This is a genomic window from Streptomyces sp. NPDC107559, assembly GCF_055657365.1.
Genome location: NZ_JBVKBD010000007.1, coordinates 55,271 through 69,407, shown reverse-complemented (window position 1 = coordinate 69,407; position 14,137 = coordinate 55,271). Strand labels below are relative to the sequence as shown.

Sequence of the window (14,137 nt, the reverse complement as noted above, 5' to 3'; positions counted from 1 at the left end):
CGAAGGAGAGACGTGAGCGGCAAGGGTGCACCGGAACTGTCCGTACGCAACGTGGGGGACCTGCGGGTCGCCGTCATCGCGGCGCAGTGGCACGAGAAGGTGATGGACGGTCTGGTCGACGGCGCGCTGCGCGCCCTGCACGACCTCGGCATCGACGAGCCGACCCTGCTGAGGGTCCCCGGCTGCTGGGAACTCCCGGTCGCGGCCAAGGTCCTCGCGGGCCGCGGCTACGACGCGGTCGTCGCCCTCGGTGTCGTCATCCGCGGCGGCACGCCCCACTTCGAGTACGTGTGCCAGGGCGTCACCCAGGGCCTCACCCAGGTCTCCGTCGAGACCGGCGTGCCCGTCGGCTTCGGCGTGCTGACCTGTGACACCGAGGAACAGGCACTGGACCGGGCGGGCATCGAGGGCTCCAACGAGGACAAGGGCCACGAGGCGGTGACCGCGGCGGTGGCGACCGCGGCCACCCTGCGTTCAGTATCCGAACCCTGGCACTGAGGTACCGGCGGGAGCGCGTAGGGTGAGGACCACCATGTCCAAGAAGACTTTCGAGGAGCTCTTCACCGAGCTCCAGCACAAGGCCGCCACCGGCGACCCCGCCACCTCCCGCACCGCCGAGCTGGTCGGCAAGGGTGTCCATGCCATCGGCAAGAAGGTCGTCGAGGAGGCCGCCGAAGTCTGGATGGCCGCCGAGTACGAGGGCAAGGAGGCAGCCGCCGAGGAGATCTCGCAGCTGCTCTACCACGTCCAGGTGATGATGGTCGCCCGGGGGATCTCCCTGGACGACGTCTACGCCCACCTCTGAGCCGCACCCGCACCACCGTCCCCGTACGAAACTCCCCGTACGGCACTCCCGTACGACCGAGCGAAGGAAGCCGACCTCATGCTGCGCATCGCCGTCCCCAACAAGGGTTCCCTGTCCGGACCTGCGGCGGAGATGCTGCATGAGGCCGGCTACCAGCAGCGCCGGGAGTCCAAGGAGCTGCGGATCGTCGACCCGGTCAACGAGGTCGAGTTCTTCTACCTCCGCCCCCGCGACATCGCGATCTACGTCTCCTCCGGCCGCCTCGACATCGGCATCACCGGCCGCGACCTGCTGGTCGACTCCGCCGCCGGGGCCGAGGAGATCCTGCCGCTCGGCTTCGCCCGCTCCACCTTCCGCTTCGCCGCCAAGCCCGGCACCGCGAGCACCGTCCAGGACCTCAAGGGCCGCACGGTCGCCACCTCCTACGAGGGCATCGTCGCGGGCTACCTCGCCGACCAGGGCGTCGACGCCTCCGTGGTCCACCTCGACGGCGCCGTCGAGACGGCCATCGAGCTCGGGGTCGCCGAGGTCATCGCGGACGTCGTCGAGACCGGCACCTCGCTGCGCAACGCGGGCCTTGAGGTCTTCGGCGACCCCATCATGAAGTCCGAGGCCGTCGTCATCCGCCGTACCGGCGCGGACGTCGAGGAGCCCAAGGTCCAGCAGTTCCTGCGCCGCCTCCAGGGCGTCCTGGTGGCCCGGACGTACGTGATGATGGACTACGACTGCCGGGTCGAGCAGCTGGAGAAGGCCGTCGCGCTGACCCCCGGCCTGGAGTCCCCGACCGTCTCCCCGCTGCACAACGAGGGCTGGGTCGCCGTCCGCGCGATGGTCCCGTCCAAGGAGGCCCAGCGGATCATGGACGACCTGTACGACATCGGCGCACGGGCCATCCTGACCACGGCCATCCACGCCTGCCGTCTCTGAGCCCGGGAAGCCGCACACCGATGTCCGACCTGCCCAGCCTGCCCGTCACCTTCCGGCCAGGACACACCCGCGCCGTGCTGCTCGGCGCCGGCGTCGCGATCTTCGTGGTCATCTCCGCGGTCGCGATGCTGCTGGAGCAGCTCGGCCCGGGGGAGCGGCTCAGCTTCATCCTCACCGGGGCCGTCATCTTCTGGGTGCTGGCCCTGCTCGCCCGGGTGAGGGTCGTCGCCGACGACTCCGGTGTCACCGTGGTCAACATCACGAGCAGGCGCCGTCTGGCCTGGGCGGAGATCCTCCGGGTGAATCTGCGGGCGGGCGACCCCTGGGTCTTCCTCGACCTCAGTGACGGCACCAGCCTGCCCGCGCTCGGCATCCAGCCCGGCATCGCCAGGCAGCGGGCCGTCGCCGACGCGCGCACCCTGCGCATGCTCGTCGAAGCCCGCTCGATCCGCGACCCGGAGCAACATCAGGGCTGACTCGGGGCCGTCCACCCTGCCGCACAGGCCGGTGTCTTGATTAATCTGGTGACGGAGGCGCTTTCGCTGCGCCTCCACCCCTGTGGTGCCGTCCCGGCACACAGGGGATTCCTGCAACCCGAGGAGTGACCCTCTCCGGCGATGGACGGATCGTCCTGCAGTACCTGCGCCGCCCCCTGCCGACATAGCGCGGACCGCGTCCGTGTCTTTGCGGAGGCGGCGGCATCATGACCATCTCCCTGCTGCTCCTCGGAGCGGCTTTTGTGCTCATCCTCGCCAACGGATTCTTCGTGGCGGCCGAGTTCGGCCTCGTGACGGTCGAACGCCCGGAGGCCGAGAAGGCCGCCGCCGAGGGCGACCGACGGGCCGGCACGGTCGTCGAGTCGCTCAAGGAGCTGTCCTTCCAGCTCTCCGGCACCCAGCTCGGCATCACCATCACCTCCCTCGTCGTCGGCATGCTCGCCGAGCCCGCGCTCGCGCGGCTGCTGCGCGGCCCGTTCACCCTGCTCGGCGTGCCCGAGAGCGCCGCGTCCGGGGTCGCCGTGGTCGTCGGCATGCTGCTGGCGGCGGCCGTGCAGATGGTGATCGGCGAACTCGTGCCCAAGAACTGGGCGGTGTCCAAGCCGCTCCAGGTCGCCCGGTTCGTCGCGGGCCCGCAGCACGGCTTCGCCCGCCTGTTCCGGCCGGTCATCGCGGCGCTCAACGCCGTCGCCAACCGGCTCGTACGCGCCCTGGGCATCGAGCCCGCCGAGGAGCTGGCCTCCGCCCGCACCCCGGGCGAGCTCGTCTCGCTCGCCCGGCACTCGGCCCAGGCCGGCGCCCTGGAACAGGACACGGCCGACCTCTTCGTACGGACCCTGTCGCTGGGCGAGCTCACCGCGCAGCACGTCATGACCCCGCGGGTCAGGGTGAGCGCGCTCCAGTCGTCGGCGACCGCCGAGGACGTGGTCAACCTCACCCGGGCCACCGGTCTGTCCCGCTTCCCCGTCTACCGGGAGAAGATCGACGAAATCGTCGGCATGGTCCATCTCAAGGACGCCCTGGCGGTCCCCGCCCAGGACCGGCTGCGCACCCCCGTCGGCCGGATCGCCCGCCCGGCGCTGCTGGTGCCCGAGTCGCTGCCCGTGCAGCCGCTGCTGGCACGGCTGCGCAGCGAGCAGCCCATCGCGGTCGTCGTCGACGAGTACGGCGGCACGGCCGGTGTGGTCACCCTCGAGGACATCGTCGAGGAACTCGTCGGCGAGGTCCGCGACGAGCACGACGGCCAGGACCTGCCCGAGCTCGCCGCCGCCCCGCCCGAGGACGGCAGGCCCGCCTGGGACGTCGACGGCAGCTGCCGGGTGGACATCCTGCAACGCATAGGCCTCGACGTGCCTGAGGGCCCGTACGAGACCGTCGCGGGTCTGGTGGCCGACCTGCTGGGCCGGATCCCGGCCCCCGGCGACCGGGCCGAGCTGCCGGGCTGGCGGCTGTCCGTGCGTCAGGTCGGGCACTACCGTGCCGAGCGGGTGCGCCTGGTCAGGACCGCCGCGGTGATGGAGGCGGCCCGATGAGCGTGCTCCAACTCGTCTTCGCGGCCCTGCTCGTGCTCACCAACGGCTTCTTCGTCGGTGCCGAGTTCGCGCTGGTGTCCGTGCGCCGCAGCCAGATCGAGCCGCTCGGCACCGCCCGGGCCCGCCAGGTGCTCTACGGCCTGGAACGGCTGCCGCAGATGATGGCCGCCGCCCAGTTCGGCATCACCGTCTGTTCGCTGACCCTGGGCGCGGTCGCCGAGCCGACCGTCGCCCGGCTGCTGGAGCCGCTCTTCGAGGCGGTCCACCTCCCGGCCGGCGTGATCCACCCCCTGGGGTACGTCATCGCGCTCGCGGCGGTGGTCTTCTTCCACCTCGTGATCGGCGAGATGGTGCCCAAGAACCTCGCCATGGCGGCCCCCGAGAAGGCGGCGCTGTGGCTCAGCCCCGGTCTGGTCGCCTTCGCCCGCCTGTGCCGGCCGATCACGGTGGCCCTCGGCGCCTGCGCCCAGGGCATCCTGAAGCTCTTCCGCGTCGAGCCCAAGGACGAGGTCGAGGCCGTCTTCACCAGCGAGCAGCTCAACCGGCTGGTGGAGGACTCCGGGCAGGCCGGCCTGCTCGACCCGGAGGAGCAGGAGCGCCTGGAGGACGCCCTCGAACTGGGTTCCCGCCCGGTCATGGACGTGCTGCTGCCGCGAGAGTCCCTGGTGACGGTCAGTCCTTCGGTCACCCCCGGACAGATCGTCGAGCTCACCGGCCGCACCGGCTACTCCCGGTTCCCGATCGCGGCGGAGAACGGCGCGTTCATGGGGTACCTGCACGTCAAGGACGTACTCGACGTGGAGGAGTCGCAGCGGGCGGTGCCGCAGCACATCTGGCGGCCCATGACGACCCTGCGGTCCGAACTGCCGCTGGACGACGCGCTCACGGTGATGCGGCGCGCGGCGACGCACCTGGCCCAGGTCGCCGACCCCACCGGGAAGGTGCTCGGCCTGGTCGCGCTGGAGGACGTGCTGGAGCTGCTGGTCGGCGAGGTACGGGATCCGGCGCACCGCAAGGCCCCGGAGCCCAGGGCGGCCGAGCCGCGGATCAGCGCCGTCAAGATCCCGGTCCCGCTGGAGCAGACGGGACCCCCGTCCCCGGAGGGGGCCATGGCGAGCTGACGCGCGAGCGGGCCCGCGGGATCCGTCACAGGGCCGACGGATCCTGCGGGCCTCGGCCCGACAGCACCTCGCCGTACGCCTGCATCAGATCGGGCAGCCGCAGCGTCGACAGGTCGTCACGCGACAGGCTCCCCGGATACATCGACAGCCGCAGGTCCCGGTAGGCGCAGCTCTTCTCGTACAGCGTGCGCAGGAACCGCCCGTTGCCCAGTTCGTCGATCCAGCCCTGGTCGACCACGTGCCCGGCGATGGAACGCAGTTCGTCGAGCGCCTCCTCGTCCCACACGTCGCCGTTCTCGGCGGCGAGCACCTCGCCGATCGAGGTCAGTTCGAGAGGGCGGTACGAGGGGAAGTCGACCCGGGTGGTGAAGCGCGAGGACAGTCCGGGGTTGGCGGCGAGCAGCCGGTCCATGCCCTCCGGATACCCGGCCAGGATCACCACCAGGTGGTCACGGTTGTCCTCCGCCCGCTTCAGCAGCACCTGGAGGGCCTCGTCGCCGTAGGCGTCGCCCTTGCCGTAGCCGGTGTTGGACAGGGAGTAGGCCTCGTCGACGAAGAGGACACCGCCGAGGGCCGAGTCGATCAGTTCGTTGGCCTTCACGGCCGTCTGGCCGAGGTACTCGCCGACGAGATCGGCCCGCTGCGCCTCCACCAGATGGTCGCCGCCCAGCAGACCGAGGGCGTAGAAGACGCGGCCGAGGATGCGGGCCACGGTGGTCTTGCCGGTGCCGGAGGGGCCCGAGAAGACGAAGTGGCGTTTGGGCGGTTGCACCGGAAGGCCCTGCCCGGCCCGCAGCCGGGCCATGTTCAACTGGGCGGACAGCGCCTTCACCTGGCGCTTCACCGGTTCCAGGCCCACCATGCGCTCGAGCTCGGCGAGCGCTTCCTCGAGTAACCCGGGGTCGGTGGGTCCGGCGGGCAGCGGCGAGGCGGGGACGGCGCTCTTCGCGCGCACGGCCGGGTCGCCGGCCGACGGCAGTGGTCCGGACGGCGGCAGATCGGTCGGGGGGTACTTGAGGTCCCGTCCCTCGGCGCCGTAGAGCGGGTCGAGCAGGTCGGGACCGTCGACGGTGTCCTGTCCGGTGCCGGTGAGGGTGATCGCGGCGAGGTCGGCGTGGTCGTCGTAGCCGTCGCCCTCGGCGATCGCCGCGAGCCGGGCCGAGGTGTCCATGAAGGCCGGGTCGACCCGGTGCACCGCCCGGTACAGCGGGAGCGCGGCCGCCGAGCGGCCCGTCCCCTCGTGGGCCCGCGCCAGCCAGTACCGCAGTTCCTTGCGCTGCGGCTGCTCGCTGCGACAGCGCATCAGGGCCGCCGACAGCAGGGGTTCGGCCTGTCCGTACATCTCCAGCCGGACCCGGGCCATCCCGCCGAACAGGCCGGCCTCGATGCCGAGCATGGGGTCGTCGATCAGCGGCTCGGTGTGCCGTACGAGCTGTTCCCAGTCCTTGACGAGGTAGGCGCGGCAGGCGTGCAGAAAGCGGACCTGGGGATCGGCGTCGACGGGCGGGAGCCCGGCGAGCGCCCGGTCCAGCTCCGGGACATGGCGGCCGTCGAGCCAGTGGGAGGCGTGCGCGAGCAGCAGGTCGCGCGGGCTCTCCAGTACGGGCTGCACCCACCAGCCCAGCCAGTACCAGGAGTTGAGCGTGCGCCGGTGCCTGGCCCGCTGCTCGCCGAAACGCTCCCGGTGCCGGAACATCCGCAGCAGCGCGGTCGTGGTGTCGACGCGCAGCGCGTGCAGGCCGAGCCAGCCGTCTGCCATTCCGGGGTCGATCCGCACCGCGTTGCGGAACTCCTCCTCCGCCTGCGGATAGGCCCCCATCGTGTAGGCGTCCACGCCTCGCGTCCAGGCGAGGTCGGCAGGGGCCTTCGGGCCCTGCGTGCCGAAGTCCATCACGTCACGTCCCCCACAGACCGTGCCCCCGTCGGTATGGATGCCGCCGGGCGTCGCCCGGCGGTGTCCTGGTCGAACCGCTGTGCCGCGGACCGGAGTTGCCAAGTGCGCGAAGCAGCCGTCCGTAGGTCGCACCGAGGGCATCGTACCTGCGGGGGCACGACCCGCCGTAGGGTGCGGTACCGGCCGTTTGGCGAGGTGGGAGCGGACGGGATGGACCGCGGGAATGGTCACCGAGCGTGAGCGGATCACGCCTCGCGGCAGCCGGTACGGGCCCGGAGAGGGGCCCCGGGCAGAACGAAGCCCCCGATCACGGGGGAACAACCGGGGGCTTCGCGTCAAGGGTGCGGCCTGCAACTCCGCACATTGAGAACGTAAGACCTGTACGGGCGCCCGGTCAAGCAGAGTTGAGACACTCTTGGAAGTTCCCGTGCGGGGATCTTCACGGGTTCAGCACACTGCCGATGGTCCGTCACTGTGCGTGCTTCTCCGGTTCGGTCCCCGCGTCTCGGCAGGCCCCGGCAGCACCTCGTACCCCTGCTGTTCCTGCCGCACCAGAAGGTTCGCGAACGGCCGGGAAGGGTCGTCGGCGAAGTGCCGTCGCTCCGCCACGACCCACCCGTCCCAGAAGTCCCGCTGCTCCTCGCCGTCCCGCGACCGGCCGCGCGCCCAGGACTCCTCCTCGGGCAGCTCCATCCACAGCAGCCGGGCCAGGTGCGGGCGCAGCGCGCGGCGGCCCGCGCCGACGCCCTCGACGAGGATCACCGGGGCCGCCGGCAGGGGGCGGGGCGCCCGGAAGCGCCGGGTGTGCCAGTCGTAGGGCGTGTACTGCGCCTGCTCGCCCCGGCCGAGCGGCTCGATCACCTGGCTGCCCAGCCGCCCGGTCCACTCGAACAGCTCGTCGTGGCTGGCGATGTCGTCGAGGTGGAGTACCGGCGCGTCGCCGAGGGCGTGGGCCAGCCGCCCGGCGAACGTGGACTTCCCGGAGCCGGCGTGCCCGTCGACCCCGATCAGGCGGACCGGGCCGCAGGACGGGGGGAGGCGGCGGAGCCGGGAGGCGAGGTGCTGGATGGCCGTTCCTGGGGTGCGGAGGTGGGGGCGTGCGGGGCTCGGGGTGCGCGGTGTGGGGTTCGGGGGGAGCATGAGGTGCGCCTGCGGTCGTGGGGTCCGGTGAAGTCTATGGCCGGCCCGGTCGTGCCGGTGTGCTCGTCTCGCTCGTGCGTCCTATCCGTCGCAGGTCATGCCAGTGGTTGAGACCAATATTGGTGGGCGTGGCATGGCCCGAAATGCTGGCAGGAGCATGTCGCCTGCGGTCATAGTGGGCCCACACCGTGCATGGGACCCGCCCCGACTCGGACACCTGGGAGCCTTCCGCCTATGAGCAGAGCCGAACAGCCGTCCCGGAGAACCGTTCTGGCCGCAGCGGTCGCCGCCGCCGTGGCGGGCGGTGCGGGACCGGCCACCGCCGCCGACTCCGCACCCGCACCCGCACCCGTCGCCGCCGGGGGAGGACCCTCGGCGCGCCCGGTCGGCTACCACTCCTGGACCACGTACAGCCAGTGGCGCGAGGGCGCCGCCCGCGGCACCCGGCCCGTCGCGGGCGCCCGGCCCGGTCTGGAGATGGGCACCCCGGCCGGCACCTTCGCCTACACGGACCCGCACACCGGGACCACCGCGGCCTGGGAGTACGGGACCTGGACCTCCCCGGTCCACCGGCTCGCCGTCCCCGCCACCGAGGTCATCGCCTCGTGGAACGCCCGCACCCCGGCCGGTACCTGGCTCCAGATCGAACTCCGGGGCACGTACACCGACGGCACCGACACCCCCTGGTACGTGATGGGCCGCTGGGCAGCCGGCGACCAGGACATCAAGCGCACCTCGGTCGACGGCCAGAGCGACGGCAAGAGCACCGTCTGGACGGACACCTTCTCGATCGACGACTCGGCGTCGGGCCTGCGCCTGGTCTCGTACCGGCTGCGGCTGACCCTGTACCGCAAGCCCGGCACCAAGCTCACCCCGAAGGTCTGGCGGCTCGGTGCGATGGGCTCCGACGTCCCCGACCGTTTCACCGTCCCCACGTCCACGCCCGTGCACGCCGGGGAGCTGGCCGTCCCGCGCTACTCGCAGGAGATCCACAAGGGTCAGTACCCCCAGTACGACAACGGCGGCGAGGCCTGGTGCAGTCCCACCTCCTCGCAGATGATCATCGAGTACTGGGGCCACCGGCTCACGCCGGAGCAGCTGGCCTGGGTCGACCCCTCCTACGCCGACCCGCAGGTGTGCCATGCGGCCCGCAGCACCTACGACTACCAGTACACCGGCTGCGGCAACTGGCCGTTCAACGCCGCCTACGCGGCCACCTTCAAGGACCTCCAGGGCGTCGTCACCCGGCTCGGTTCCCTGGTCGACCTGGAGACGCTGATCGCGGCGGGCATCCCGGCCATCACGTCGCAGTCGTTCCTGAAGACCGAGCTGACCGGGGCCGGCTACGGCACCGCCGGACATCTCATGACGGTGATCGGCTTCACCGCGGCCGGCGACGTGATCGCCAACGACCCGGCCTCGGCGGACGACGCGGCGGTCCGGCGCGTGTACAAGCGGTCGGAGTTCGAGACCATCTGGCTGCGGACCAAGCGCTACAACGCCTCGGGCAAGGTCGCCTCGGGCACCGGCGGGGTCTGCTATCTCTACTTCCCGGCGCATCCGACCCCGCGCCAGCGCGATGCCCTGGCGGCGGTCGGCGTCCACTGAATCCGGGGCCTGCCGGCCTCCGACCTCGCACTCGACGGCCCCCGCCGACCCGGGGGCCGTCGGTGCTGTGACGGAACTCTCCGCCGCAAAGGCCGTGAACGGTGGCAAGGTGGACGGACCGGCCGGGGAGCGGCATGGGCCGGTGTGGGGGAGTTCGTCCCGTACCTCCGAGCGCAGTGAGAAGACATGACCGCACAGTCAGCCACCGCCGTCCGCGCCCGCACCGGCGGCCCCCGTGAAGACGGCCCGAAAATCCTCGAACACGCGCTGGGCTGGACCCTCGTCGTGGTGATCGCGATGCTTGTCACTCAGCTCGGACTGCTGTGACCTGAGACATACCCGAACCTGACATACTGCGGATGTTCCGCCGCCCGTAGGAGACCAGGGTCGAAATTGAATATCAGTCAACAGCGTGACGCGGCCGTCCGGCCGCGGGCGCGCGGCACCGAGCGCTCACTCGCACGCCGCGCCGAACTCATCGCCATCGGGCGCAGACTGTTCGCCGACACGTCCTACGACGCGCTCTCGATGGACGACATCGCCCGGCAGGCGCATGTCGCCAAGGGGTTGATCTACTACTACTTCCAGTCCAAGCGCGGCTACTACCTGGCGATCATCCAGGACTCCGTCGCCGACCTGGTCTCCTACGCGGCGGGTGGGGTCGAACTGGGCCAGGTCGACCGGGTCCACCGGACCATCGACAGCTATCTGCGCTACGCCGAGCACAACCAGGCCGCGTACCGCACGATCGTCAGCGGTGGCGTCGGCTTCGACACCGAGGTGCACGCCATCCGGGACGGCGTGCGCGAGGCGATCGTGGCGACCATCGCCGACGGGGCGTACGGGCGCACGGACATCGCGCCGCTGGCGCGGATGGGCCTGATCGCCTGGGTGTGCAGCGTGGAGGGCGCCGCCCTCGACTGGATCGACCGCCTCGAACTGTCCCGCGCGACCATGGGCGAGCTGCTGGTCAAGTCGCTCGGGGGCACCCTGCGGGCCATCGAGGAGCTCGACCCCGCCTATCCGGCCCCAACGCCCGCCCGCCGGGACGGCTGAACGGGCCGCACGGCCGACCCATCGGGGGTCGAAGGCAGCGGTCCGTGGCCCGGCCGGGGCCGCTCGTGATGCGGCGGACCGGTCTTCGTGATGCGCTGAGAGGCGTCGGGGCCGCGTGCCCGGCCGTACGTTCCGGGTTCCGCGCCCCGCGTCCGGTGTCTCGTCCCCTCGTGGGGAAAGAGGTGTGCGCCGTTCGGCATGGACACGACGAACGCGCCCGTGGCTCAGCCTAAATGGACTAGACCGGTGAGGTCAATGGTCCGGACCGGATCCGGCGTGTCCGGGTGCGGATGACCATGGATGGAACTTCTTGAAGTAAGCGGTCGTTAACTGGTGACTGGGTGTCTCGGATCGGGCATACTCACAGCGCACAGCCGCTGGTCAGCCGCTTCCGCGACCCGGAAGCAGGCGCGGCGGCGGTACCGAGAAAGACCTGGCGGAGCCGCCCACACCCAAGGCGTACATCCGCCGATGTGCCCGACAGGGAGGAGAGCGTCGCCATGCTGGAGCGCGCCCCGCAGCCGGTGGAACGGCAACTGCCCACGGACGAGGCCCGGGATCTGATCTCGCTCGTCCGCGACATCGCGCAGCGCGAGATCGCACCGAAGGCGGCCGAGGAGGAGGACGCCGGACGCTTCCCCCGCGAGGTCTTCACCCTGCTCTCCGAATCGGGACTGCTCGGTCTGCCCTACGACAGCGAGTACGGCGGCGGCGAGCAGCCCTACGAGGTCTACCTCCAGGTCCTGGAGGAGCTCAGCGCGGCCCGGCTGACCGTCGGTCTCGGGGTCAGTGTCCACACCCTGGCCTCCTACGCCGTCGCGGCCTACGGCACCAAGCAGCAGCAGGTCGAACACCTCCCCGCGATGCTCGGCGGCGGTCTGCTGGGCGCCTACTGCCTCTCCGAGCCGTCGTCCGGCTCGGACGCCGCGTCCCTGCGTACCAAGGCGGTGCGGGACGGCGACGACTGGGTGATCACCGGCACCAAGGCGTGGATCACCCATGGCGGGATCGCCGACTTCTACACGGTCATGGCCCGCACCGGCGCCGACGGTCCGCGCGGGATCACCGCGTTCCTGGTGCCGGCCGACGCCGAGGGACTGAGCGCCGCGGCGCCCGAGAAGAAGATGGGCATGAAGGGCTCGCCCACCGCGCAGGTCAACTTCGACGGTGTGCGGGTCCCCGACTCCCGGCGCATCGGCGAGGAGGGCCAGGGCTTCGCCATCGCCCTGTCCGCGCTCGACTCCGGCCGGCTCGGCATCGCGGCCTGCGCGATAGGCGTGGCCCAGGCCGCGCTCGACGCGGCGGTCGAGTACGCCACCGGACGGCAGCAGTTCGGGCGGCCGATCGCCGACTTCCAGGGGCTGCGCTTCATGCTGGCCGACATGGCCACGCAGATCGAGGCGGGCCGGGCCCTGTACCTGTCGGCGGCGCGGCTGCGGGACGCCGGACGGCCGTTCGCGAAGCAGGCGGCGATGGCCAAGCTGCACTGCACCGACACCGCGATGAAGGTCACCGTCGACGCCGTCCAGGTCCTCGGCGGATACGGCTACACCGCGGACTTCCCGGCCGAGCGCTACCTGCGCGAGGCCAAGGTCCTCCAGATCGTCGAGGGCACCAACCAGATCCAGCGCATGGTCATCGCCCGTCACCTCGCGGGTCCGGAGACCCGCTGAACTGACCCGGCCGCACCTGCGGGGCCGCCAGCCTGACCCACTCCGGGTCGTGGCGGCCCGGCAGCGTCCGGCCCCGGTCCGCCCAGGCGCGCATCAACGCGCGGTAGATGGGCGGGTCCTGGGGCTGCGGAGGAGGCAGCGGAACCGATTCCGCGGGCGCCGGGACGAACACGCGGCGCGTGACTGCGGGCAGCGACTGGGCAATGGTCATACCAGGGCAACGCGACGGCGGGCGGCCAGGTCACTTTCCCGCGCAATCGACCGTGAGTTCGCTCTGTGCCCCTGCGGCCGGGGTGTTGTGCGCACACCTGTCCCGACGCATCTGACGCGCCGTCAACTGTGCTGCTTCCAGCGTCAACTGTGCTGCTTCCAGCGTCGGCTGTGGTGTTTCCGGAGTCGGCCGTGATGCTTCCAGGGGCGGTACGGCGTGGCCGCCGATCGCGCGGAGCCGCTCGGCGCGCCCGCTCGCCCCGTGCGAGCCGGACTTCGGCCGGACTTCGGTCGCACCTCGGCCGGGGTCCCGGCCAGCCCGCTGTCCGTACCGCCCGGCGCACTTCGGGAGATCGCCGTCCCGGTGCGTCCGGCGCGTCCGGTGCGTCCGGACATGCCGAACCTGCACCACGGCAGCCTGCGGGCCATGGTGCAGGGCGGCTACGAGGACGGTGCGAGGCGCCTCAGGCGGCGCGGCGCATCACCGGCACGCGCATCGGGCGCGAGCCCGGGCCGCCGACGTGCGAGAAGGGCTGCGTGCGCCAGTCGAGTCCCTGGGGCAGCGTCAACAGCAGTGCGGTGTCCTGCTCCTGGGGCTCGATGGACTCGTCCGCGGGCTGCGCCGCGGAGGCCTCCCGGCCCGTACCGGCGCACACCGTGAGCCCGAAGGGGTTCCACGGCGAGGCGCACAGCGCGTGCTCCGGCAGGAACTCCTCGTCCGCCAGCAGGGCGATGGGCTGCGCGCAGTCCGGGCAGATCACCCGGAACATCTCGAAGGTGTCGTACGCGTCGAACTCGTCGCCGTCGAAGTCGTCGGGTTCGACGCCCTCCGGCGCGGGCTCGACCACCGGCTGCTGCCGCTTGGCAAACGTACGACCAGGGCGCTTAAGACTCTGCATGGGATTCTCCCCCTCGGGCTGGGCCGTGAAGGCACTGCGGCCTCGACCACAGCAAGCACTTCCCGTCCGGTCTCGGCGGTAATCGCGAGACCAGCTCGGAGACGGTCCGGGTGCTGTGGTGTTCGTCACATGCCGCTCGCAGATGCCCGGTGCGGAGGACGGCGGGCGCCCCGCGCGCGGGATCCGTCCCCCGCCGGGCGTCGCCGTCCGACGCCCCGGCGGTGCCCCTTCACATCACGAACCGGGCATGACCTGGGCTGCTCGGGTATCGGAGGAGATCAAGCGCCCTGTAGGTTCTTGCGACATGGAGGAGCTCGACCGTCAGATCGTGCAGCTGCTCGTCAAGGACGGGCGGATGAGCTACACGGACCTCGGCAAGGCCACCGGCCTGTCCACGTCCGCCGTGCACCAGCGGGTGCGCCGGCTGGAACAGCGCGGTGTGATCCGCGGCTACGCGGCCGTGGTCGACCCCGAGGCCGTCGGACTGCCCATGACCGCCTTCATCTCGGTGAAACCCTTCGACCCCAGCGCCCCCGACGACATCGCCGACCGCCTCGCCGGGGTCCCCGAGATCGAGGCCTGCCACAGCGTCGCGGGCGACGAGAACTACATCCTCAAGGTGCGGGTGGCGACCCCGCACGAACTGGAGGAGCTGCTGGCCCGGCTGCGCTCGCTGGCGGGCGTGTCCACCCGGACCACCGTGGTGCTCTCGACGCCCTACGAGGCCCGGCCGCCGCGCATCTGACCCACCTGCGTGCAGCGCGACCGCGGCGAG

Annotated in this window: 15 protein-coding genes; 11 read left to right on the top strand and 4 right to left on the bottom strand. The window is 71.5% G+C overall.

Annotation, left to right across the window (positions count from 1 at the left end; genetic code table 11):
• Positions 1–12 precede the first annotated feature (12 nt).
• The 6 genes from ribH (at position 13) to ACZ7OY_RS21550 (ending at position 4,882) form a co-directional block, all read left to right on the top strand.
• A complete protein-coding gene (ribH, locus tag ACZ7OY_RS21575) occupies positions 13–498 on the top strand; it encodes a 6,7-dimethyl-8-ribityllumazine synthase (protein WP_385528092.1) in 486 nt (161 codons plus the stop codon).
• Between the two features lie 34 nt (positions 499–532).
• On the top strand, positions 533–805 hold the full coding sequence (locus ACZ7OY_RS21570; protein ID WP_026249121.1) for a phosphoribosyl-ATP diphosphatase: 273 nt from the start codon (positions 533–535) through the stop codon (positions 803–805).
• Positions 806–883: 78 nt separating this feature from the next.
• Positions 884–1,732 (top strand): ATP phosphoribosyltransferase, encoded by an 849-nt coding sequence (gene hisG, locus ACZ7OY_RS21565; protein ID WP_351608904.1) that lies wholly within the window; start codon positions 884–886, stop codon positions 1,730–1,732.
• Between the two features lie 20 nt (positions 1,733–1,752).
• A complete protein-coding gene (locus tag ACZ7OY_RS21560; protein WP_384722957.1) occupies positions 1,753–2,208 on the top strand; it encodes a PH domain-containing protein in 456 nt (151 codons plus the stop codon).
• 227 nt (positions 2,209–2,435) lie between these two features.
• Entirely contained in the window at positions 2,436–3,761 is a 1,326-nt protein-coding gene (locus ACZ7OY_RS21555) for a hemolysin family protein (protein WP_351608899.1), read from the top strand.
• Positions 3,758–4,882 carry a hemolysin family protein gene (locus ACZ7OY_RS21550; RefSeq protein ID WP_471912853.1) on the top strand — a complete coding sequence of 375 codons (1,125 nt, stop codon included), beginning with the start codon at positions 3,758–3,760 and terminating at the stop codon, positions 4,880–4,882. Before ACZ7OY_RS21555 ends, ACZ7OY_RS21550 begins: the two co-directional genes overlap by 4 nt.
• A gap of 25 nt (positions 4,883–4,907) precedes the next feature.
• Here ACZ7OY_RS21550 and ACZ7OY_RS21545 read toward each other — a convergent pair whose 3' ends face one another.
• Together ACZ7OY_RS21545 and ACZ7OY_RS21540 are read right to left on the bottom strand one after the other, a co-directional pair.
• A complete protein-coding gene (locus tag ACZ7OY_RS21545; protein ID WP_471912852.1) occupies positions 4,908–6,773 on the bottom strand; it encodes an AAA family ATPase in 1,866 nt (621 codons plus the stop codon).
• A 450-nt stretch (positions 6,774–7,223) separates the two neighbouring features.
• Positions 7,224–7,916, bottom strand: coding sequence for a uridine kinase family protein (locus ACZ7OY_RS21540; protein ID WP_471912851.1), 693 nt, complete (start codon positions 7,914–7,916; stop codon positions 7,224–7,226).
• Between the two features lie 234 nt (positions 7,917–8,150).
• On the opposite strand from ACZ7OY_RS21540, the gene ACZ7OY_RS21535 reads away from it, so the two are divergent.
• The 4 genes from ACZ7OY_RS21535 (at position 8,151) to ACZ7OY_RS21520 (ending at position 12,253) form a co-directional block, all read left to right on the top strand.
• Positions 8,151–9,524, top strand: coding sequence for a peptidase C39 family protein (locus ACZ7OY_RS21535; RefSeq protein ID WP_471912850.1), 1,374 nt, complete (start codon positions 8,151–8,153; stop codon positions 9,522–9,524).
• A 186-nt stretch (positions 9,525–9,710) separates the two neighbouring features.
• Positions 9,711–9,851, top strand: coding sequence for an SCO1431 family membrane protein (locus ACZ7OY_RS21530; protein ID WP_152894181.1), 141 nt, complete (start codon positions 9,711–9,713; stop codon positions 9,849–9,851).
• Positions 9,852–9,917: 66 nt separating this feature from the next.
• A complete protein-coding gene (locus ACZ7OY_RS21525; protein ID WP_471912849.1) occupies positions 9,918–10,580 on the top strand; it encodes a TetR/AcrR family transcriptional regulator in 663 nt (220 codons plus the stop codon).
• Between the two features lie 500 nt (positions 10,581–11,080).
• A complete protein-coding gene (locus ACZ7OY_RS21520) occupies positions 11,081–12,253 on the top strand; it encodes an acyl-CoA dehydrogenase family protein (RefSeq protein ID WP_471913129.1) in 1,173 nt (390 codons plus the stop codon).
• Here ACZ7OY_RS21520 and ACZ7OY_RS21515 read toward each other — a convergent pair.
• On the bottom strand, positions 12,216–12,464 hold the full coding sequence (locus tag ACZ7OY_RS21515; RefSeq protein WP_471912848.1) for a hypothetical protein: 249 nt from the start codon (positions 12,462–12,464) through the stop codon (positions 12,216–12,218). The two genes, ACZ7OY_RS21520 and ACZ7OY_RS21515, sit on opposite strands and share 38 nt — an antisense overlap.
• A gap of 463 nt (positions 12,465–12,927) precedes the next feature.
• Positions 12,928–13,362 carry a hypothetical protein gene (locus tag ACZ7OY_RS21510; protein ID WP_450666172.1) on the bottom strand — a complete coding sequence of 145 codons (435 nt, stop codon included), beginning with the start codon at positions 13,360–13,362 and terminating at the stop codon, positions 12,928–12,930.
• A 304-nt stretch (positions 13,363–13,666) separates the two neighbouring features.
• Here ACZ7OY_RS21510 and ACZ7OY_RS21505 point away from each other — a divergent pair, with 304 nt between their 5' ends.
• A complete protein-coding gene (locus tag ACZ7OY_RS21505) occupies positions 13,667–14,107 on the top strand; it encodes an Lrp/AsnC family transcriptional regulator (RefSeq protein ID WP_004002750.1) in 441 nt (146 codons plus the stop codon).
• The last annotated feature ends 30 nt before the right edge of the window (positions 14,108–14,137 follow it).